Origin of the sequence: Saccharopolyspora taberi (assembly GCF_039534165.1) — a bacterium.
In the GTDB taxonomy this organism is placed as follows: domain Bacteria; phylum Actinomycetota; class Actinomycetes; order Mycobacteriales; family Pseudonocardiaceae; genus Saccharopolyspora_D; species Saccharopolyspora_D taberi.
The window spans coordinates 47,462-67,778 of the sequence record NZ_BAAAUX010000013.1 but is presented as its reverse complement, the minus strand read 5'-3'; the positions used below and the strand labels follow the sequence as shown (position 1 = coordinate 67,778).

Here is a 20,317-nt window from a genome sequence, read left to right as displayed (position 1 = left end):
GTGCTGAACCCATCGCGGGCAACGGCGTGACAACAGCGGTAGCAGGTGCCGTGCCCCGGTAAGAGACCGCCGGCGCAGCAGTCAGGGAGTGCGAATGTTCGAGAGGTTCACCGACCGCGCGAGGCGGGTGGTCGTCCTGGCCCAGGAAGAGGCCCGGATGCTCAACCACAACTACATCGGCACCGAGCACATTCTCCTGGGCTTGATCCACGAGGGTGAGGGTGTCGCCGCCAAGGCGCTGGAGTCGTTGGGGATCGCGCTGGAGGGCGTGCGCCAGCAGGTCGAGGAGATCATCGGCCAGGGGCAGCAGGCTCCGAGCGGGCACATCCCGTTCACCCCGCGGGCCAAGAAGGTGCTGGAGCTGTCGCTGCGCGAGGCGCTGCAGCTCGGGCACAACTACATCGGGACCGAGCACATCCTGCTGGGCCTGATCCGCGAGGGCGAGGGCGTGGCCGCGCAGGTGCTGGTCAAGCTCGGCGCGGACCTGAACCGGGTGCGCCAGCAGGTGCTGCAGCTGCTGTCCGGGTACCAGGGCAAGGAGCCCGCCGAGGCCGGTGGCCGCGGCGAGGGCACCCCGTCGTCGTCGCTGGTGCTGGACCAGTTCGGCCGCAACCTGACGCAGAGCGCGCGCGAGTCCAAGCTCGACCCGGTCATCGGTCGCGAGAAGGAGATCGAGCGGATCATGCAGGTCCTCTCGCGGCGCACCAAGAACAACCCGGTCCTGATCGGCGAGGCCGGCGTCGGCAAGACCGCCGTCGTCGAGGGGCTGGCGCAGAAGGTCGTCAAGGGCGAGGTGCCCGAGACGCTCAAGGACAAGCAGCTCTACACCCTCGACCTGGGTTCCCTGGTCGCGGGCTCCCGCTACCGCGGTGACTTCGAGGAGCGCCTGAAGAAGGTGCTCAAGGAGATCAAGACCCGCGGCGACATCATCCTGTTCATCGACGAGATCCACACCCTGGTCGGCGCGGGCGCCGCCGAGGGCGCGATCGACGCGGCGAGCATCCTCAAGCCGATGCTGGCCCGCGGTGAGCTCCAGACGATCGGTGCGACCACGCTGGAGGAGTACCGCAAGTACGTCGAGAAGGACCCGGCGCTGGAGCGCCGCTTCCAGCCGATCCAGGTCGGCGAGCCCTCGCTGGAACACACCATCGAGATCCTCAAGGGCCTGCGGGACCGCTACGAGGCGCACCACCGGGTGTCGATCACCGACGGCGCGCTGGTGTCGGCGGCCACCCTGGCCGACCGCTACATCAACGACCGCTACCTGCCGGACAAGGCGATCGACCTGATCGACGAGGCAGGCGCCCGGATGCGCATCCGCCGCATGACCGCGCCGCCGGACCTGCGGGAGTTCGACGAGAAGATCGCCGACGTCCGCCGGGACAAGGAGTCCGCGATCGACGCGCAGGACTTCGAGCGCGCCGCCCGCCTGCGGGACGAGGAGAAGCAGCTCCTCGGCCAGAAGGACGAGCGGGAGAAGCAGTGGAAGGCCGGTGACCTCGACGTGGTCGCCGAGGTCGACGACGAGCAGATCGCCGAGGTGCTGGCGAACTGGACCGGCATCCCGGTCTTCAAGCTCACCGAGGAGGAGACCACCCGTCTGCTCCGCATGGAGGACGAGCTGCACAAGCGGATCATCGGCCAGGACGACGCGGTCAAGGCCGTGTCGCAGGCGATCCGCCGCACGCGGGCGGGCCTGAAGGACCCGAAGCGCCCGTCCGGCTCGTTCATCTTCGCCGGTCCGTCCGGTGTCGGTAAGACCGAGCTGTCCAAGGCGCTGGCGGAGTTCCTCTTCGGTGACGACGACGCGCTCGTGCAGATCGACATGGGCGAGTTCCACGACCGCTACACCGCCTCGCGGCTGTTCGGCGCCCCTCCGGGCTACGTCGGCTACGAGGAGGGCGGCCAGCTCACCGAGAAGGTCCGCCGCAAGCCGTTCTCCGTGGTCCTGTTCGACGAGATCGAGAAGGCCCACCAGGAGATCTACAACACCCTGCTGCAGGTGCTGGAGGACGGTCGCCTGACCGACGGCCAGGGCCGCACGGTGGACTTCAAGAACACGGTGCTGATCTTCACCTCGAACCTCGGCACGCAGGACATCTCCAAGGCCGTGGGCCTGGGCTTCTCCGCCGGTAGCGACACCGAGTCGAACTACGAGCGGATGAAGAACAAGGTCAACGAGGAGATGAAGAAGCACTTCCGGCCGGAGTTCCTCAACCGGATCGACGACGTGATCGTCTTCCACCAGCTGACCGAGAACGAGATCATCCAGATGGTCGACCTGCTCGGCGGCCGGGTGGAGAAGGCCCTCAAGGGCAAGGACATGTCGCTGGAGCTGACCACGCTGGCCAAGAAGCTGCTGGCCAAGCGCGGGTTCGACCCGGTGCTGGGCGCCCGGCCGCTGCGCCGGACCATCCAGCGCGAGATCGAGGACAAGCTGTCCGAGAAGATCCTGTTCGGCGAGATCGAGCCCGGTCAGATCGTGATCGTCGACGTCGACGGCTGGGACGGCGAGGGCTCCGACGACAAGGCCCAGTTCACCTTCCGCGGTGAGGCGAAGCCGTCGCTGGTGCCAGACGCGCCGCCGGTCGACCTGGCCGGTTCCGCCGGTTCGTCCGAGGACAAGCAGGAGGGTTCCTCCGACCAGGAGTGACCCGCCGCAGCTGACGAGGGCCCCGCCGTTGAGGCGGGGCCGTCGTTCGTTTCAGGGGGCTGTTTGGCGCGAACCCGCTCGCCGACGACGTGAAGGTCATGAGCGCGGCGAACCTGTGCTCGGACGCCACCCCGGCCGTGGGATCATCCAGGCGTATGTCTTCCGGATGTTCGGGACGAAGAAAGCACTGTTCCTGGAGCTCGTTCAGGCTTCGTTCGAGCAGGTCAGCGACGGCATGCGGGTGAGGGGAGGACCGGCCTGGATGCGCTCTCGGTGAGGGCCGCGGTGCGGGCGTGCTTCGCACGGATGTGGGAGGCAGCCGAGGACGGCACCGGACTCGAACCGGTGACGGTCAAGACATTCCTCGCGTTCGGGATGCTGCTGAACGCCGGTGCTGCGATGGGCGTCGAGCAGGTCGACGCGGCGTGGGCCGATGGTGTCCGCACCCGGATCCAGCCGGGTCTGTTCGCGCATATATCGACCGAGGCGAACCGATGAGCGCCCGCAGCGACGTCGCAGCCCAGCGGGATGGACGGCTGAGCGTCGCCCTCGTCTGCACGGCGCTGGCCGGAGCGGTGATCGGCAGTGTCGGAGCGCCGCTCATCACTCCGGTCGCCACGGGAATGCACGTGTCCCTGGATGCCGCGCAGTGGACGTTGACGGTGACGTTGTTCAGCGGCGCGATCGCGGGCCCGGTTCTCGGCAGGCTTGGCAGCGGCCCGTACCGCCGGGTCACGATCCTGGCCACCCTCGCCCTGGTCATGGCGGGTGGGCTGCTCACGGTGCTCCCGCTTCCGTTCGCGGCGTTGTTGATCGGACGTGGACTGCAGGGGCTCGCGGTCGCGGTTGGGGCGCTGTTGATGAGTGTTGCCCGCGCGCACCTGCCACCGGAGCGCTCGGCGTCCACGATCGCCGCGTTATCGGTCGCGTCGACCGTCGGCATCGGGGTCGGCTACCCGGTGGTCAGCCTTCTCGACCAGCTCGCAGGACTGCGCGCCGCCTACGGACTCGGATTCCTCCTTTCCGCCGCCGCGCTGGCCATCGCCTGGCGGGCACTGCCCGCGGAGGCACCCGGGAAGCTGCCCCGGATCGACATCCCGGGGGCGCTGCTCCTCGCCGCCGGCACCCTCGGGCTCCTTCTGGTCATCGCCGACCCCGCGGTGTGGGGGACCGCGTGGCTGACCGGTGGTCTCCTCGTCGGTTCCGCCGTGGTCCTGGCCGTGTGGGCGTTCGTCGAACTGCGCTCCACGGCGCCACTGGTGGACCTCCGGCTGCTCGGTCAGGGGCCAGTCCTGCGCGCGAACCTGGCGGTACTCGTGGCCGGGACGGGGTTGTACCTGCTGTTCAGCCTGTTCACCCGTTACGTGCAGACCCCCGCCGATGCCAACTACGGATTCGCGCTTCCCGGTGTCGCCGCAGGTGCAGCGCTGATCCCGTTCTCGCTGCTCGGATTCGTCGCAGGAAAATCAGTTCCGCGTCTCATCGCGCGCATCACCGAACGTTGGACGTACGCGTTCTCGCTCCTGATCGCCGTTGCCGGCGCACTGCTGTTCGTCGTCGCCGACGAGTCGCTCATCGCCGTCCTCGGCGCGATCGCCCTGCTCGGCTTCGCCGTCGGGGGTGTCTTCGCGGTGATGCCCAAGCTCGTCCTCGTCGGCGTGCCCCAACAAGAAACGGCCAGCGTGCTTTCGATCAACCAGATCGCCCGCAGCATCGGAATGAGCATCGGCAGCGCACTCGCAGGCTTCCTGCTGGCGGCCACCACCCCGAACGGCGCAATGCTGCCGGACCAAGACGGCTACCTCACCGCCGCACTGTGGGCACTGCCCCCGCTCGCCGCCAGCGCCCTCATCATCGCCACGAACCGATCCCGGCGACCAGCTCAAGCGTCACCAACGTCCTGACCCGCAACATCTAGCGCACGCGGGGCAGCTGCTCGGTGGGGGCGTTGTCGGCGCCGACCGCGGCGAACTGCTCGGTCGGGGCCTCGGCGACCCGCCGCTCCTCGCGGTTGCCCCGCACCCGCTTGACCACGAACCACACCAGGCCGAGCACGACGGCCACCACCACGGCCTTCGACAGCACGCCCGCGTACTGCTCGACCAGGTGCCAGTTCTCCCCGAGGTAGAAGCCCGCCAGCACGAACACCGTGTTCCACAGCAGGCTGCCCAGGGTCGTGAACAGCACGAACGTGCCGATCCGCATCCGGTCGACGCCCGCGGGCAGCGAGATGAAGCTGCGGAACAGCGGGATCATCCGGCCGAAGAACACCGCCTTGACCCCGTGCCGGGCGAACCACGCCTCGGTGCGGTCCACGTCGGAGAGCTTGACCAGCGGCATCCGCGCCGCGATCGCGCGGGTGCGCTCCCGGCCGAGCCGGGCGCCGATGCCGTAGAGGGTGAGCGCGCCGACCAGCGAGCCGAGCGTGGTCCACAGGATCGCGCCCGGCACGGTCATCCCGCCGCGGCTGGCGGTGAAGCCGGCCAGCGGCAGGATGACCTCGCTGGGGATCGGCGGGAACAGGTTCTCCAGCGCGATGATCAGGCCCGCGCCGGGTCCGCCGAGCGCCTCCATCACGCCGATCACCCAGGCGGTGAAACCCGTTGGTTCGGCGGGGACGGCTGACTGCATCGGCGGGCTCCAAACGACGGGCGGTATGTCCGTTATCGCCATGATCCCAGCCGGTGCGGCCGATGCCGCCGTCGCGGGCGTGATCTGCGTCATGATCTGCCGGTCCGGCGGCGGAGAAACCGGCAGCGCGGTCCCGGAGATCTCTGCGAAGCTGGGGGGCGTGCGTCTGGCGTTGCTGGGACCGTTCCAGCTGTTCGCGGCCGATGGCCGCCCGATCGAGATCGGCGGCGCGCGGGTGCGGATGCTGCTGGCGCGCCTGGCGCTGGCCGCCGGCCGCAGCACGTCCACCGAAACCCTGATCGACGACCTCTGGGGCGCAGCCCCGCCCACTGGCGCCCTCAACGCCCTCCAGTCCCTGGTCTCCCGCGCGCGCCGCGCGCTCCCCGCCGACGTCCCGCTCCGCTCCACCTCCACGGGCTACGCCCTGGAGCTGGACGCCGACTCCGTCGACGTCCACCGCTTCGCCCGGCTCGCCGCCGAAGGCCGCCGCCTGCTCCGCGACGGCGGTCCGGCGCCCGCGGCCGAGGCGCTCCGCGAGGCGCTGCGCCTCTGGCGCGGCGAACCGCTCCTCGACTTCGTCGACTCGCCGTTCGCGGCGGCGGAGGCCGCACGGCTCGCCGAGCTGCGCCTGAGCGCGCTCGCCGACCGCGTCGAGGCGGACCTGCGCGCTGGGCGCGGTTCGGAACTGGTCGCCGAGCTGGGCGGACTGCGCGCCGCGCATCCGACCAGCGAGCGCTTCGCGGCGCTGCACCTGCGCGCCCTGCTCGCGGCCGGGCGGCGGGCGGACGCGCTGGCCGCGTACGACGGGCTGCGCCGCAGGCTGGCCGACGAGCTCGGCACGGACCCTTCGCCGGAGCTCCAGGAGCTGCACGCGGCGATGCTCCACGGCGAGTCCGTGGATCCGAAGGAGGACGCCGAGCTCGTGCTGCCGACCAGGTTGAGCAGCTTCGTCGGCCGGGAGACCGAGATCGAGCAGGTCCGGACCGAGCTGGAGCGGTCGCGGTTGGTGACGCTGTTCGGGCCGGGCGGAGCGGGCAAGACGCGGCTGGCGGTGGAGACCGCCGCGGGGACGTCCGGGCGGCGGTGGTTCGTGGAGCTGGCCCCGGTCCGGCAGGACGAGGACTTGGTGTCGGCGGTGTTGACAGCGGTCGGCGTCCGCGACGGGCGGCTGCTGGAGACCGCTCACACCGACGCGCTGACCAGGCTGGTCGAGGTGTTCTCGGCGGGGCCGGGGCTGCTGGTGCTGGACAACTGCGAGCACGTCATCGGTGCCGCCGCGCAGTTCGTGCACGAGCTGCTGGGGTGGTGCCCGGGGCTGCGGGTGCTGGCGACCAGCCGGGAGCCGTTGGCGCTGACCGGGGAGGCGCTGCTGCCGGTCGGTCCGCTCGGGCTGCCCGACGGCGGGGCGCCGGAGGACTCCGACGCGGTCCGGCTGTTCGCCGACCGGGCGCGCGCGGCGCGACCGGACTTCGCGCTCGACGAGCGCACGATCGGCGACGTGGTGGAGATCTGCCGCAGGCTGGACGGCATGCCGCTGGCGATCGAGCTCGCCGCGGCCCGGTTGCGGGCGATGGGCGTGCGCCAGGTCGCGGCCCGGCTCGACGACCGGTTCCGGCTCCTGACCAGCGGCAACCGGACCTCGATGCCCCGGCACCGGACGCTGCGCGCGGTCGTGGAGTGGAGCTGGGACCTGCTGGAGAAGCCGGAGCGGGTGCTGGCGCGGAGGCTGTCGGTGTTCGCCGGTGCGGTGCGCCCGGAGTCGGTAGCCGAGGTGTGCGGGGACGCCGAGCTGCCCGCCGAGGACGTGTTCTACGTGCTCGCTTCGCTGGTGGAGAAGTCGTTCGTGGAGGCGGTCGACGGTGACCGCTACCGGATGCTGGAGACCGTGCGGGCCTACTGCGACGACCGGCTGGTGGAGGCCGGGGAGCGCGACCGCGTCCGGACCGCGCACGCGGAGCACTTCCTGGCCGCGTCGGAGCGGGCGGCGGCGGGACTGCACACCGCGGACCAGATCGAGTGGCTCCAGCGGCTAGACGCGGATCAGGACAACGTGCTGATCGCGCTGCACTGGGCGATCAGCACCGAGGACGCCGACCGCGCGGTCCGGTTCTGCGCGGCGCTGGCCTGGTACTGGTCGATGTCGGCCCGGCAGGGGGAGCTGACGGCGAGGCTGGACGCGGCGTCGGCGCTGCCCGGGCAAGCGCCCGCCGACGCGCGGGCGCTGGTCGAGCTGATGCGCGCGGTGATGGCGGACAAGAAGGGCTGGACCGAGCGGACCCGCGACGCGGTGACCAGGGTCCGCGACTCCGGTGCGATGCGCCGCTACCTGCACGCGGCGGTGATGGAACCGGTGGCCTGGATGATGGTCGGTGATCACGAGGCGATGGCGGACTCGGTCCAGCGGGCGCTCGCCCACCCGGACCCGTGGGCACGCGCGGCGGGCACGTTCGCCCGCGGGTTCGGCGCCGAGCACCGCGGCGACCCGGCCGCGGCGGAGGAGGACATGCGGGCGTCGGTCCGGGCGTTCCGCGAGGTCGGCGACCGCTGGGGGATCGCGCAGAGCATCGGCAGCCTCGCGGGGTTCCGGGGCCTGCGCGGCGACCACGCCGGAGCCATCGAGGCGCTGGAGGAGTCGGCCGCGTCGCTGCGCCAGCTGCGGGCGAGCGAGGACATCGTGCCGACGACGGTCCGGATCGGAATGGAACACGTGCGCTCGGGCAACCTCGCCGAAGGCAGGCGAAGGCTGGAGGAGGCGGCAGCCGTGGCCGAGTCGGGCTACGCGATCTTCAACCGGGTCACAGCGCTGACGGCCCTGGGCGACACGGCGAGACTCGCGGGCGACCACGACCAGGCCCGAACCTGCTTCGCCAAGGCGGCGGAATGCCTGACCAGCTCCCCCGGCGACAACCACCCGGCGGCCCAGCTGATGTTCGCTTCGGAAGCCAGGCTCGAACTCGACTCCGACGACCTCCCGGCCGCCCGCGACCGCATCCGCCGAGCGGTCGAGGTCGCGATGGAACTGCCGGTGATGCCGCTGATGGCCCTGCTGGCGGAGAACGCGGCCCTGGTCCTGTTCGCCGAAGGCGACCAGGCCGAAGCGGCCAGGATGCTCGGAGTGGCCGTCGCACTGCGCGGCCTCCTGGACGAGGGCGACCCCGAGATCCGCGCGCTCCGAGCGAAGCTCGACACCCCGGAGCTGCGCGCGGAGCGCGCCCGCGGAGCGGCGCTGCCGCACGAGGAGGCCCTCGCCGCGCTCCGCGAAGCGGTGCGGTGAGGTGCGGGACGAGAACCCGAAGCACCCAACGCGCCCAGCAAATGCCCCCACCTACAAGGGCGGGGTTTGGTTCTCATCCCGTCGACCTGGCAAAGCCCGATCAGGCCGTGTCAAGGGGGCACCAACGCACAAACCGCAGCGCCCAAGCAGAACGGCCCCCTTGACGCGGTCTGATAGCCCTCCGTGGAGGTCGACGGGATGAGAACCACCCCAACCGAACCGCAGCGGACAGCGGAGACTCATCCCGGAGACCTGCCAGGGGTCTGGGGCCGGCGAGGACCCCAGAAACCACCCACGAAACCGCAGCCGAACCGGCAGAGCCGCTTCGCCCCGAACCGGCAGAGCCGCTCCGCCCCCAACCCGGAGACCCGAGCAGCCCCCTAATCCCCCACCCGCCCGGGCTCGGGCCCGGAAACGCGAGCGGCAACGACGTGCCCGATGAACAAGTCGTACACGACGGCCCCGATCACGGCCCCGACCAAAGGCCCGACGATCGGAATCCAGAAATAAGCGCTGAACCACTGGTAACTCCCAGGCAGCGCGATATCACCCCAACCGGTGAAGAACGTCCACAGCCGCGGGCCGAAATCGCGAGCCGGATTGATCGCGTATCCGGCGTTGGGCCCGAACGTCAGTCCGATCGTGGTGACAACCATTCCGATCAGGAACGGGCCGAGGTTCGCCGCGGGCGCCGTGTTCCGGTTGTCGATCAGCGCGAAGATCAGCATCACCAGGACGCCGGTGCCCACCACCTGGTCGAGCAGCGGGCCCCACCAGGAACCGTCGAAGTACTTCGCCGGGAACGTCGCGAAGATCGCGAAGGTGTCCAGCGACTGGTCGCGGGCCACGCCCGCCTTGGTGTTGAACGCGTCGATCGCCCAGCTGTACACCGAGTAAACCAGCGCGGCTGCCAGGAACGCCCCGACCAGCTGCGCGATCCAGTACGGCACGACCTTGACCCACGGGAACGCCCGCCGCACCGCGAACGCGAGCGTCACCGCTGGGTTGATGTGGGCGCCGCTGACCCCGCCCGCGACGTAGACGCCGAACACCACGGCGAACCCCCAGCCGAAGGCGATGATCAGCCAGTTCGCCGGTCCGAACGCCACTTCCTGCCTGCCGGAACCGGGAAGCCCGGCCACGGCCACCGCGACCGACGCGCAGCCCAGCAGGATCAGCACGAAAGTCCCCAGGAATTCGGCGAGCATTTCGCCGCCCAGCCCTTGTCGATAACCTGGTCGACGTTGGTTTTGCTCGGCCATCGGTCCACCCCCGCCCGAATAGCACGAGACCGCGGTGAACCCGCTCGTCCCGAATTGTCAATCGACACCGGCAGTGTAGGACGCACCGGCCATTCGGGCCGCCGAGACAATTCGCGCCGGGGGCGGGCCCTCCCCGTTCCCCGTGGGGAGAGCCCGCCCGGACCGCCGCCGGTGCGCCCCGAATCGCACCGGCGGCCGGGGCGCCGGGTCAGACCCGGCGGCGGTAGGCCCACATGGCCAGCGGGAAGAAGACCGCGACCAGCACGACCATCCAGATCAGGGTCGCGGTCAGCGGCCCGGCGACCGGTCCGCCGATCATCAGCCCGCGCGCGGTGTCGGCGAGCTTGGTGACCGGGTTGACCGAGTTCCACGCCTGCAACCAGCCGGGCATGGTCTCGGTGGGCACGAACACGTTGCTGCCCATGGTCAGCGGGAACATGAACGACATCGCCACGCCGGGCAGCGCCTGCGGGCTCTTGACCAGCATGCCCAGGAACACCGAGATCCAGCACATGGCCAGCGCGAACGCGATCACCACCACGATCGCCAGCGCCACCGACGCCACGTCGGTCCGGATCCGGAAGCCCATCAGGGTCGCCACCAGCAGCAGCACCGCGATCGACACCAGGTACCGCACGACGTCGCCGAGCACGGCGCCGATCAGCGGCGCGGAACGGGCCACCGGCAGGCTGCGGAACCGGTCGAACACGCCCTTGGTGATGTCGGTGTTGAGCTGCATGCCGGTGCCCAGGCTGGCGAAGACCATGTTCATCGCCAGCACGCCGGGCAGCGTGATGTGCAGGTAGCCGGTGGTGTCGCCGTGGTTGATCGCGCCGCCGAACAGGTAGACGAACATGACCAGGAACAGGATCGGCTGGAGCGTGACGTCGAGCAGGCCCGCGGGCGACTTGCGGATCTTGAGGATGCTGCGCCCGGCCAGCGTCAGCCCGTGCCGGATCGTGCGCAGCGGCCCGATGCGGGTGGGTGGCGCGGCGGTGGCCGCCGGGGCGGGTGCTTCCAGGGTCGTGGTCATGCGGCGTTCTCCTCGGAGGTCGGCTGGCCGGTGATCGCGAGGAAGACCTCGTCCAGGCTGGGCAGCCGCAGCGCCAGCTCGTCGGCCGTGATCCCGGCGTCGTCGAGCCTGCGGACCAGCGTGGACAGCAGCACCGGGTCGTCGACCGGCGCGGTCAGCAGCCCGGTGTCCTCGTCGACGTGCGGCGCGGCGTCGGTCAGCTCGGCGAGCAGGCCGCGCACCACCGGCAGGTCGGACAGGTCGGACGGGCGGACCTGGAGCGTCTGGCCGCCGGTGCGCCGCTTGAGCTCGTCGGCGCGGCCGTCGGCGACCACGCGGCCCCGGTCGATCACGCTGATCCGGTCCGCCAGCTGGTCGGCCTCCTCCAGGTACTGGGTGGTCAGCAGCACCGTCACGCCCTCGTCGGACAGGGTGCGGACCAGGTCCCACACCTGGTTGCGGCTGCGCGGGTCCAGTCCGGTGGTCGGCTCGTCCAGGTACAGCACGTCCGGGCGGCCGACCAGGCTGGCGGCCAGGTCGAGCCTGCGGCGCATGCCGCCGGAGTAGGTGCGGATCGCCCGGCTCGCGGCGTCGGTGAGGTCGAAGCGTTCGAGCAGCTCGGTCGCGCGCGCCCGCGCGTCCCGGCGCGAAAGCTCCAGCAGCCTGCCGATGAGCACCAGGTTCTCCAGCCCGCTCAGCTCCTCGTCGACCGAGGCGTACTGGCCGGTGAGCCCGATCCGGGCGCGGACCGAGACGGGTTCGCGCGCCACGTCGTGCCCGGCGACGACGGCCCGCCCGGCGTCGGGCCGCAGCAGGGTCGCCAGGATCCGCACCGCCGTGGTCTTGCCCGCGCCGTTCGGGCCGAGCACCCCGAGGATCGTGCCGGTGGGCACCTCGAGGTCGATCCCGGCGAGCGCGGTGGTGTCGCCGAAGCGTTTGACCAGGCCCTCTGCCTGGATCGCGAATGACATGAAACCTCCCTGTCGGGCACTGCGTCCTACTTTCGGGGGGACTGCTGACATCGGGCGCACAGCGCGCTGACAGGCTGGGTGACCCGGATGACACGAGCTGTCAGCGGCTGACAGGGGGAGATGTGGACCAGACGCTCACCGAGCTCGAACCGGCCGAGCAGCCGCCGGTGCGGCGCAAGTCCGCGAAGGTCACGGCGCTGCTGGTGGTGCTCGGGTCGGGGTTCGTCGCCTGGGCCGCGCTGCCGCTGGCCGACCTGGACTCCAACCGGTACACCGCCGCGCTGGTCGCGCTCACCCCGTACGCGGTCCCGCTCGGGCTGGTGGTGACCCTGCTGGCGCTGGTGCTGCGCCGCTGGCTGACCGCGCTGGTGGTCGGCGCGGTCGCGGTGGCGCTGGTGACGACCGTCGTCCCGCGCGCGATCCCGGACTCGCCGACGCCGGTCCAGGGCGTCCCGCTGCGGGTGCTGTCGGCGAACCTCTACTTCGGAGAGGCCGACCCGGTCCGCGTGGTCGAGCTGGTGCGCGACAACCAGGTCGACGTGCTCAGCCTCCAGGAGCTCACCCCGGACGAGGTCGAGGCGCTGGACGCGGCCGGGCTGCGCTCGCTGCTGCCGCACCGGGTCTTCCAGGACCACGCCGGCGCTGAAGGCAGCGGGATCGCGTCGCGCTTCCCGCTGCGGGAGCTCTCGCTCGTGCCGCCGACGACGATGCGCCAGCCCTCGGCGCTGGTCGACGTTCCGGGGCCGCGGGACGTGGAAGTGGTGGCCGTGCACCCGGTGATCCCGGTCGGTTCGGACTCCAACGGCGACTGGGTGCGGGAGCTGAACGCCCTGCCGCACGCGGGGAAGACGCCCCGCGTACTGGCCGGCGACTTCAACGCCACCCTCGACCACAGCCCGCTGGGCGCCCTGCTGACCCGCGGCTACCGCGACGCGGCGGCGATCACCGGTTCCGGGCTCAGCCCGACCTGGCCGGTCCGGGACACCTGGCTCGCTCCGCCGCCGGTGACCATCGACCACGTGCTGATCAGCGACGGGATCGCGGTGCAGGACTACCGGACGTTCGAGGTCGCCGGGGCCGACCACCGGGCCGTGCTGGCCCACGTCGTCGTGCCGGGCTGAGACCTGGATTCGCAGACTCGTCCTGCTTGGCGGTTCCCTCAGACCGATTGCGGGAAGCGGAACACGCCCTGCGGGTCGAACGTGCGCGAAACCCCTTGGAGCCGCGCCAGGTTCGGCCCGTAGTACGCCTGCTGCCAGTTCGGCAGGTCCGGGTCGATGTAGTTCACGTACCCGTTGCCGACGCCCATGCCTTCGAGCGCGGTCACCATCTCGTGCACCATCGCCCGCGTCGCGGGCTCGTCCTCGACCGTCGTGTCCGCGTAGACCTGCACCGCGGCCAGCGCGTCGCGGTGCGGGAACGCGGTCGCCGTCGAGTCCACTTCGGACACCGCGCCGCCCAGCGGGTCGATGATCAGCAGGCTGCCCGGGTGCTTCCTGCTCAGCTCCACGACCGCGTCCGGATCGGCCGGGGCGCCGATGATCCGGGAGGACGCGACGTACGCGCCGCGGGAGCCGTCGGTGCCGAAGTGCCGCATCGCTTCGAGGTAGGTCGTCTCGCGCACCATCCGGTCGGGCACCTCGACGCCCGCGCGGCGGACGAGGTCGTCGAGCAGGGCGGTGGCCTCCGGCGCGCCGCCGACGAAGCAGCCGCCGATCCGGATCTCCGGCTGGGGGCCGCCGAACAGCAGCACGTTCGCCCACATCTCCGGCGGCGCGGCGGCGATCCACGACTGCCACGCGCCGAGCACCGCCGCCGGCGCACCGGTGCCGAACGGCAGCGAGAAGACCGTGACCCCGGGCGCCGGGTCGGTCCGGAAGGTCATCGACGTGACGATGCCGAAGTTCCCGCCGCCGCCACCGCGTAAGGCCCAGAACAGGTCGGGTTCGCTGCCTGGGGAGGCAGTGCGCACATGGCCGTCGGCGGTGACGACCTCGGCGGCGGTCAGGTGGTCGCAGGTGAGGCCGTACTTGCGGGTCAGCACGCCGATTCCGCCGCCGAGGGTCAGGCCCGAGACGCCGACGCTGCTGCACGTCCCGCCGGGCAGCGCCCGCCCGGCCCCGGCGACCGCGGTGTAGACGTCGCCGATCCTGGCGCCCGCGCCGACCGTCACCAGGTCGCCCTGGACGTCCACTGCGGACAGATCCGCCACGTCCACCACGAGCCCGTCCGGCGGGACGGAGTAGCCGGCGTAGCTGTGGCCGCCGCTGCGGGCGGCCAGCGGCACGCGGGTTCCCGCCGCGTCGAGACACGCCTGGACGTCGGCGACGGAAGCGCACCGCGCCACGGCGGCCGGGATGTTCGAGTCGTACAGCTTGTTGAAGGGAAGCCGGGCGGTGTCGAAACCGGGTTCGCCGGGCAGGAACAGCTGTCCGCCGAGGTTCGCCCGCAGCGCCTCCCAGTCGACGGCGGGTGCGGCGGTGGCCCTCGGGGCGGTCCGGCCGGCGAAGGTGGCAGCGGCGGCGACGCCGATTCCGCCCAAGAATGCTCTCCTGCTCCACGTCATGGTCGTCTCCCGATTTCTTCGTGGTGGTTGATCAGCGAAGACGACAGGAGGCTAATCCGGGCTCACCGGAATGCGGACGGAATTCGGCTGTTCAGCGGCTCAAGTTGCGGCCATTGGTCTACACCAATAATTCCCGCATTGCACAGGGTGAAACGCGGGCAGAACGGATCGGGCCGTGCGGGACCGCAGTGAGTGGGGGAAGATCGCGCGAAATGCGCGCTGGGGGAATCCGCGTTCGGCGCGGGAGCCGGCCCGACGTGCGGGTCGATCAGTGTCCGGCTGCGGGGCTCGATCAGGGCCCGGCCGCAGGGCTCGATCAGGGCCCAGGTGGCGCGGCGTGATCAGCGCGAAGGGCGCGGGATGCGGCCCTGCGGCCCGGGCCGAGCGCGGGCCCGGGCCGCAGGGCAGACCGTCACTTGTGGCTTTCCAGGACCAGCTCGAACTCCAGCAGGTTCGCGCCGGTGGCCACCGGGTTCTTGCTCTCGCGGGCGTGCGCCTCCTTCGCGCCGCCCTTGGCCCAGTTCTGGAAGTCCTCCTCGGTCTCCCACTTGGTGTAGACGAAGTACCGGGTCTCGCCGCCGACCGGGCGCAGGAGCTCGAAGCCCAGGAAGCCCGGCGCGTCGTCCACCGAACCGTGCCGGTCGGCGAACCGCTTCTCCAGCTCGGGGCCCTTGCCCTCGGGAACCTCGATCGCGTTGATCTTCACAACTGCCATACCGCCAGCCTAGCCCGCGTCCGGGCCACTGTCGCCAACGAGCCCGGCCCGGAAAAGAGCCGGTGAACATCGAACAACCGGAGAACACCGCTTTTTCGAACTCAACAGTTCCTGGCAATTCAATAAATCAGCGCGGAAACAGCACTACGGCCGCTGGGTTTCCGATTCGCGCCGGGTGAGCACCAAGGCGGCGTCCTCGGTGATGGCGACCGTGTGCTCGGAATGCGCCGTGCGCGAGCCGTCGGCCGACCGGATGGTCCAGCCGTCGGCGTCGTGCACGATCCGGTCGGTCGTGCGGGCGAACCAGGGTTCCAGCGCGAGGGTCAGCCCCGGCCGGAGCGTGAGGCCGCGCCCCGCCCGGCCCCTGTTCGGGACGTGGGGCCCCTCGTGCATGGTGCGGCCGAGGCCGTGGCCGCCGTACTCGTCGTTGACCGGATAGCCGTAGTCGCGGGCCACCGCCCAGATGGCCGCGGAGATGTCGCCAAGGCGGTTGCCCGGACGCGCCACCTCGATCGCCGCCTCCAGCGCTTCCTCTGTGGCGCGGATGATCCGCAGGTCCTCCTCGGCGGCGGTCCCGACGACGACCGTGCGTGCCGAGTCGGCCACCCAGCCGTCGACGCTGACCGCGAGGTCCGCGGTGAGCACGTCGCCATCGCGCAGCGCGTAGTCGTGGGGCAGCCCGTGCAGGACGGCGTCGTTTACCGACAGGCAGATGACGTTGCGGAACGGGCCCCGGCCGAAGGACGGCGCGTAGTCCCAGTAGCACGACTCCGCCCCGCGCTGCTTGATCATGCCGCGAACGTGGTGCTCCAGGTCGAGGAGGTTGACGCCCACGTCGGCGAGCTCGCCGACCTCGGAGAGCACCTCGGCCACGAAACGCCCGGCCACGTGCATCCGTTGGACCTCCGCGGGCGTCTTCAGCTCGATCACGAGTACCTCACTTGCTCGGTGTGTCGGTATTTCTATACCGGCACTGTACCGGTTGCCGGTATAGAAATACCGCGCGCGGTCGATCGAGCCGTGCTCAGAGCTCCAACTGCGGGTGCAGCCTCCCGATGGTCCAGGTCCGCTGCCGCATCACGGCGAAAGTCGTCAGGAACAGCGAAACCACGAGGAACCCGGCGAGCACGACCGCGTCGCGCAGCAGGTTCTCCTCCAGGCCGCCGGAGATCGTCACCCGCAGGCCGTCGACCAGGTAGGTCATCGGCAGGTACGGGTGGATCGCCTGGAACGGCGCCGGAGTGGTCTCCATCGGGTACAGGCCGCCGCTGGCGGTGAGCTGGACGATCAGCAGCACCAGCGACAGCAGATCACCGACGGCGCCCAGCGCGGTGCGCAGGAAGTGGTCGATGGCCACGAACGCCGTCGCTGCCAGAGCCACCAGCCCGAGCGTCCACAGCACGTGCACGGGCTGGAGCCCGAGCCCGAAGTCGACCGCCGCGTACAGCACCATGCCGCCGATGATCCCCAGCGCCGCCGCGGGCAGGAACCCGGCGAAGGTGATCGTCGCGGCGCCGACCCGGTTCGCCAGCGCGCGCGTGTTGACCGGCTTGAGCAGCAGGTACGCGAACAGCCCGAACACCCACAGGGCGATCGAGAAGAAGAACGGCGCCAGGCCGCGCCCGTAGACCTTGGCCGGGTTGAGGTTGACCGTCTCGATCGTCGTCGGCGATCCGAGGACGTCGGCGGCGTGGGCCACCTGCGTCGGGTTCGTCGGCGGGATCCGCTGCAGCCCACCGTTGATCAGGTTCTCCAGCCGCTTGGCGCCGTCGTTGAGCTGGTCGGCGCCCGTCTTGAGGACACCGCTGCTGGCCACCAGCGTGCTCAGCCCGCTGGTCACCCCGTTCGCTCCGCCGGAAAGCTCCGAGGTACCCGAGGTCAGCTTGTCCATCGGCGCCGTGCTCTCCCGGACGTGCTTCTGCAACGGCTCGATGTCCCGCTGCAACGCGAGGGCCTGCTTGTTCGCGTCCTGCGCCGTGCGCAGCGCCTGCTGCGCGTCGCTGTCGGCGGTCGCGGTGGCGTCGGCGAGCTTGCGCGCGTTGTCCAGCGCGCGCTTGTAGACCTCGTCCTCGGCGACCGCCGGGAACTTCCGGCCCAGCTCTTCGAGATCGGCCACGCCGCTCCCCGCGCGGTCGCGGATGAACCCGGTCGCGGTCTTGATCGAGCTGAGGCTGCTGACCGCCGTGCTGCTGGCGTTGACCAGCGAGTTGACCGCGCCCGGCAGCCGATCGGCGGTGAAGTCGGTGACGTCGTCGAGCTTGGCGTCCAGTTCGGCGGTGGCCTCCGAGATGTCGCCGACCCCGCGCGAGATCCGGCCCGCGCCGTCCCGCACCCCGCCCAGCCCCCTGGTCATCGCCGCCGTGCCCTGCTGGCTCAGCTCGGTGCCCTTGACCAGGTCCTTCGACGCCTGCGACGCGAGCTGGAGCTTCTCCCTGGCCTGGTCCAGCTCCCCGTAGAGCGCCCGCGCGTAGGTCGCGTGCGCGGCCGCGTTGATCTGGTTCTGCAGCTCGGACTTGACCGTGTCGGCCATGATCCCGGCGATGTAGCCGTTCGCGTCGTTCTTGGTGATCAGCAGCTCGGCCCGCTTCGGATCGGCCTCGGCGGCGCTGGCGAGCTTCGAGCTGAACTCCGGCGGCACCTCGATCGTGAAGTAGTAGCGACCGTGCTCCAGCCCCCGGCGGGCGTCGGCGGAGTCGGTGAAGTGCCAGTCGAAGATGCGGTTCGCCCTGAGCTGCCGGACGAACTGGTCGCCCGCGTCGATGTGCTCGCCGTTGGCGTCCACCGGCCGGTCGGCGTTGACCACCGCCACCGGGACCGTGTCGAGCCTGCCGTAGGGGTCCCAGTTCGACCACAGGTAGAGCCCGCCGTAGAGCAGCGGAACCAGGATCAGCACCACCGGCACCAACCGCCGCAGCGGTCCGCGGAAGCGCCGCAGCTCCAGCCATGCCAGCCGGATCGCCTTCACCAGCCACCTCCGCCCCAGGCCAGGACATCGGTCGGTTCGTCGTACTCGGGCCGCGGCAACCGGATCACCACGGCGTCCCCGGACGGCGCCTCGGTGCTGCTGGCGATCACCGTCATCCCGGTCTGCACCAGCAGCCGCAGCGCCGTCCACACCCGGGTCCGCCCGGCCGCGGTGAGCCCGGCCTCCACGTCGTCGACCACGATCGCCGCGGGCGCGGCGGCGGCTGCCAGCGCGATGGACAGCAGCAGCCGTTCGGCCGGGTGCAGCTCCCAGATCAGGTCGGACGGGTACGGGTCGACGCCGACCCTCGCGAGCAGTTCGTCGACGGCGGGCCTGCTGATCCCGCTGATCAGCCGCCGCTCGGTGATCACCCCGCGCACCGTGTGCTGCTCGTCGAGCTCGAAACCGGGGCGCAGCCGGGCGGGCAGCACCAGCTGCCGCACCGCCCTCGCCTGCGACGGCAGCACGTGCCCGGACACCTCCAGGTGCCCGGAGGCGAGCCGGAGCCTGCCGGAGAGCGCGAGCAGCATCGCGGTCCTGCCGCTGCCGCCGGGTCCGGTCAGCACGCCGAGCTCGCCCGGCCGGACGCGCAGGTCGATGCCCTCGAACACGATGCCCTCGGGGCCGATGGCGGTGATGCCCCTGGCGAGGAAGTCGGCGCCGTCGATGTCCATCGGGCTCCTCACGTCGCTGACCGATCCAAAGTGGCTGCCCGCGCGGAAGCGGGCAACTCGTAGCATCAGCCACCGGCGGCGTCCACTGTGGAACATCGCGCCCGCATCGCCCGTTGGGGTGATCTCCGGCCGTGTCAGCGGGTCAGCAGGACCTCGGTCTCGCCGGTCCGGGTGTCGGTCACGCCGACCTCCGCGATCGGCGCGCGAACCGCTTCCGGCGGCGCGAGCTCGGCGAATCCCGCCGCGAGCTGGGCCGCGGTGAGGCCCTGCGCGAGCGTGCAGTGCGGGATCCACGCGCCGGGGAAGTAGTACGCCGACGGCGCGGTGACCTTGCCCGCGAGGACGTCGTGCACGGCCGAGTGCACCGCGAGCAGTTCGGTGTCGACGACGGCACCCAGCAGCAGCGCCGAATCACCGCCGGGGAACGTGCCCAGCGTGTGCAGCCAGAGATCGGGGATCGACAGCAGCTCCAGCTCGGAGCGGAGATTCCGGCGCGCCGAGGCGGGAATCGCGCCCGCGACCGCCAACGTCACGTGCGGCCTGCCCCCGCGGCTGCCCGCGCTCGGCACGCCGCGGTCGTCGAGCCTGCGCCACAGCTCCCGCACCGCCCGCTCGGCGGAGTCGTCGAAGAACAGCTCCAGCGCCTGGGCCATCAGTGCTCGCCGGGCAGCGCGAACCGGCCGTCGTCGGTCTGCTCCAGCAGCCCGTCGACCAGCAGCGAGTCCAGGCAGCGGTCCCGCTGTCCGGCGTCGGACCAGACCGCGTCCAGCTGCTCCCTGGTGACCGGCCCTTCGGTGCCGCGCAGGACGTCCAGCAGCTTGCCGCGCACCTGGCGGTCGGTGCCCGCGAACTTCTGGACCTTCTTCGGCGGTCCCGCGTAGGCGGGGCGTCCCGCGTGCTGCCACGCGCAGTCGTGCGCGATCGGGCAGCGGTCGCAGACCGGGGAGCGGACGGTGCACACCACCTGGCCCAGCTCCATCAGCGCCGCCGACATCCGCGCCGCCTCCGCGTCGGCGGTGGGCAGCAGCGCGTCGACGTCGGCGAGATCGCGGTTCGTCGACGGCGGGCCCGCGTCGCCCGCGCCGTGGACCGCGCGCGCGACCACCCGGCGGACGTTGGTGTCGACCACCGGCGCGCGCCTGCCGTAGGCGAAGGCCGCCACCGCGCGAGCGGTGTAGGCGCCGATGCCGGGCAGCGCCAGCAGGGTGTCGACGTCGGCGGGGACGACGTCGCCGTGGTCGGCGGCGATCGTCGCCGCGGCCTGGTGCAGGCGCAGCGCGCGGCGCGGGTAGCCGAGCTTGCCCCAGGCGCGCAGCACCTCGGCCTGGCTCGCGGCGGCGAGGTCGGAGGGGCGCGGCCAGCGCGCCATCCACTCCTCCCAGATCGGTTGCACCCGGGCGACCGGGGTCTGCTGGAGCATGGTCTCGCTGACCAGCACGCCCCAGCCGGTGACGTCCGGCGCCCGCCACGGCAGCGGCCGGGCGGTCGCGTCGAACCACTCGATGAGCTCGGTCGGGTTCACGGTTCCGGCCGTCGTGTTCCGGGTCTCCATAGCACCCGGAATCCTGCCAGCCGTGCCCGACGCGCCGGCGCC

16 protein-coding genes are annotated in these 20,317 nt (G+C 71.4%); 5 read left to right on the top strand and 11 right to left on the bottom strand.

What is annotated here, in order from left to right:
• The first annotated feature begins 94 nt into the window (after nt 1-94).
• The 3 genes from ABD691_RS13670 to ABD691_RS13660 all read left to right on the top strand — a co-directional run bounded on the left by ABD691_RS13670 (nt 95) and on the right by ABD691_RS13660 (nt 4,557).
• Entirely contained in the window at nt 95-2,653 is a 2,559-nt protein-coding gene (locus ABD691_RS13670; protein ID WP_344680015.1) for an ATP-dependent Clp protease ATP-binding subunit, read from the top strand.
• Nucleotides 2,654-2,959: 306 nt separating this feature from the next.
• Nucleotides 2,960-3,151 carry a hypothetical protein gene (locus tag ABD691_RS13665; RefSeq protein WP_344680014.1) on the top strand — a complete coding sequence of 64 codons (192 nt, stop codon included), beginning with the start codon at nt 2,960-2,962 and terminating at the stop codon, nt 3,149-3,151.
• The gene (locus ABD691_RS13660) at nt 3,148-4,557 is read left to right on the top strand and encodes an MFS transporter (RefSeq protein ID WP_344680013.1); all 1,410 of its coding nucleotides are present in this window, start codon (nt 3,148-3,150) and stop codon (nt 4,555-4,557) included. Before ABD691_RS13665 ends, ABD691_RS13660 begins: the two co-directional genes overlap by 4 nt.
• Nucleotides 4,558-4,567: 10 nt before the next feature.
• Here the strand turns inward: ABD691_RS13660 and ABD691_RS13655 are convergent, their stop codons facing one another.
• The gene (locus ABD691_RS13655; protein ID WP_344680012.1) at nt 4,568-5,284 is read right to left on the bottom strand and encodes a DedA family protein; all 717 of its coding nucleotides are present in this window, start codon (nt 5,282-5,284) and stop codon (nt 4,568-4,570) included.
• A 25-nt stretch (nt 5,285-5,309) separates the two neighbouring features.
• Between ABD691_RS13655 and ABD691_RS13650 the strand changes: the two genes are divergently transcribed.
• Nucleotides 5,310-8,558: an ATP-binding protein gene (locus ABD691_RS13650; RefSeq protein WP_344680010.1), complete on the top strand. Its 3,249-nt coding sequence runs from the start codon at nt 5,310-5,312 to the stop codon at nt 8,556-8,558.
• Between the two features lie 380 nt (nt 8,559-8,938).
• Here the strand turns inward: ABD691_RS13650 and ABD691_RS13645 are convergent, their stop codons facing one another.
• The 3 genes from ABD691_RS13645 to ABD691_RS13635 form a co-directional block, all read right to left on the bottom strand.
• A complete protein-coding gene (locus ABD691_RS13645) occupies nt 8,939-9,820 on the bottom strand; it encodes an MIP/aquaporin family protein (RefSeq protein WP_344680009.1) in 882 nt (293 codons plus the stop codon).
• A 208-nt stretch (nt 9,821-10,028) separates the two neighbouring features.
• On the bottom strand, nt 10,029-10,853 hold the full coding sequence (locus tag ABD691_RS13640; protein ID WP_344680008.1) for an ABC transporter permease: 825 nt from the start codon (nt 10,851-10,853) through the stop codon (nt 10,029-10,031).
• Nucleotides 10,850-11,803, bottom strand: a complete 954-nt coding sequence (locus tag ABD691_RS13635) for an ATP-binding cassette domain-containing protein (protein WP_344680007.1) — start codon at nt 11,801-11,803, stop codon at nt 10,850-10,852. Before ABD691_RS13635 ends, ABD691_RS13640 begins: the two co-directional genes overlap by 4 nt.
• A 122-nt stretch (nt 11,804-11,925) precedes the next feature.
• On the opposite strand from ABD691_RS13635, the gene ABD691_RS13630 reads away from it, so the two are divergent.
• Nucleotides 11,926-12,924: an endonuclease/exonuclease/phosphatase family protein gene (locus tag ABD691_RS13630; RefSeq protein WP_344680006.1), complete on the top strand. Its 999-nt coding sequence runs from the start codon at nt 11,926-11,928 to the stop codon at nt 12,922-12,924.
• 38 nt (nt 12,925-12,962) lie between these two features.
• On the opposite strand, the gene ABD691_RS13625 is transcribed toward ABD691_RS13630, so the two are convergent.
• From ABD691_RS13625 to ABD691_RS13595, 7 genes are all read right to left on the bottom strand, one after another.
• The gene (locus tag ABD691_RS13625) at nt 12,963-14,345 is read right to left on the bottom strand and encodes an FAD-binding oxidoreductase (protein WP_344680005.1); all 1,383 of its coding nucleotides are present in this window, start codon (nt 14,343-14,345) and stop codon (nt 12,963-12,965) included.
• A gap of 436 nt (nt 14,346-14,781) precedes the next feature.
• Nucleotides 14,782-15,084 carry an antibiotic biosynthesis monooxygenase family protein gene (locus ABD691_RS13620; protein ID WP_344680004.1) on the bottom strand — a complete coding sequence of 101 codons (303 nt, stop codon included), beginning with the start codon at nt 15,082-15,084 and terminating at the stop codon, nt 14,782-14,784.
• Nucleotides 15,085-15,228: 144 nt separating this feature from the next.
• Nucleotides 15,229-16,014 (bottom strand): type I methionyl aminopeptidase, encoded by a 786-nt coding sequence (map, locus tag ABD691_RS13615; RefSeq protein WP_344680003.1) that lies wholly within the window; start codon nt 16,012-16,014, stop codon nt 15,229-15,231.
• A 94-nt stretch (nt 16,015-16,108) separates the two neighbouring features.
• Nucleotides 16,109-18,049, bottom strand: a complete 1,941-nt coding sequence (locus ABD691_RS13610; RefSeq protein WP_344680002.1) for a YhgE/Pip family protein — start codon at nt 18,047-18,049, stop codon at nt 16,109-16,111.
• Complete coding sequence (locus ABD691_RS13605; protein ID WP_344680001.1) at nt 18,046-18,723, bottom strand: ATP-binding cassette domain-containing protein; 678 nt, start codon at nt 18,721-18,723, stop codon at nt 18,046-18,048. Before ABD691_RS13605 ends, ABD691_RS13610 begins: the two co-directional genes overlap by 4 nt.
• A 134-nt stretch (nt 18,724-18,857) precedes the next feature.
• Complete coding sequence (locus ABD691_RS13600) at nt 18,858-19,376, bottom strand: 2'-5' RNA ligase family protein (protein ID WP_344680000.1); 519 nt, start codon at nt 19,374-19,376, stop codon at nt 18,858-18,860.
• The gene (locus tag ABD691_RS13595; protein ID WP_344679998.1) at nt 19,376-20,275 is read right to left on the bottom strand and encodes an HhH-GPD family protein; all 900 of its coding nucleotides are present in this window, start codon (nt 20,273-20,275) and stop codon (nt 19,376-19,378) included. Before ABD691_RS13595 ends, ABD691_RS13600 begins: the two co-directional genes overlap by 1 nt.
• Nucleotides 20,276-20,317 lie beyond the last annotated feature (42 nt).

Bases quoted from the DNA above. Each gene is read 5' to 3' on its own strand.
- ABD691_RS13645 (WP_344680009.1), bottom strand. From the start codon at position 9,820: ATGGCCGAGCAAAACCAACGTCGACCAGGTTATCGACAAGGGCTGGGC.
- ABD691_RS13605 (WP_344680001.1), bottom strand. From the start codon at position 18,723: ATGGACATCGACGGCGCCGACTTCCTCGCCAGGGGCATCACCGCCATC.
- ABD691_RS13600 (WP_344680000.1), bottom strand. From the start codon at position 19,376: ATGGCCCAGGCGCTGGAGCTGTTCTTCGACGACTCCGCCGAGCGGGCG.
- ABD691_RS13660 (WP_344680013.1), top strand. From the start codon at position 3,148: ATGAGCGCCCGCAGCGACGTCGCAGCCCAGCGGGATGGACGGCTGAGC.
- ABD691_RS13655 (WP_344680012.1), bottom strand. From the start codon at position 5,284: ATGCAGTCAGCCGTCCCCGCCGAACCAACGGGTTTCACCGCCTGGGTG.
- ABD691_RS13595 (WP_344679998.1), bottom strand. From the start codon at position 20,275: ATGGAGACCCGGAACACGACGGCCGGAACCGTGAACCCGACCGAGCTC.
- ABD691_RS13670 (WP_344680015.1), top strand. From the start codon at position 95: ATGTTCGAGAGGTTCACCGACCGCGCGAGGCGGGTGGTCGTCCTGGCC.
- ABD691_RS13640 (WP_344680008.1), bottom strand. From the start codon at position 10,853: ATGACCACGACCCTGGAAGCACCCGCCCCGGCGGCCACCGCCGCGCCA.
- ABD691_RS13650 (WP_344680010.1), top strand. From the start codon at position 5,310: ATGTCCGTTATCGCCATGATCCCAGCCGGTGCGGCCGATGCCGCCGTC.
- ABD691_RS13620 (WP_344680004.1), bottom strand. From the start codon at position 15,084: ATGGCAGTTGTGAAGATCAACGCGATCGAGGTTCCCGAGGGCAAGGGC.
- ABD691_RS13665 (WP_344680014.1), top strand. From the start codon at position 2,960: ATGTGGGAGGCAGCCGAGGACGGCACCGGACTCGAACCGGTGACGGTC.
- ABD691_RS13635 (WP_344680007.1), bottom strand. From the start codon at position 11,803: ATGTCATTCGCGATCCAGGCAGAGGGCCTGGTCAAACGCTTCGGCGAC.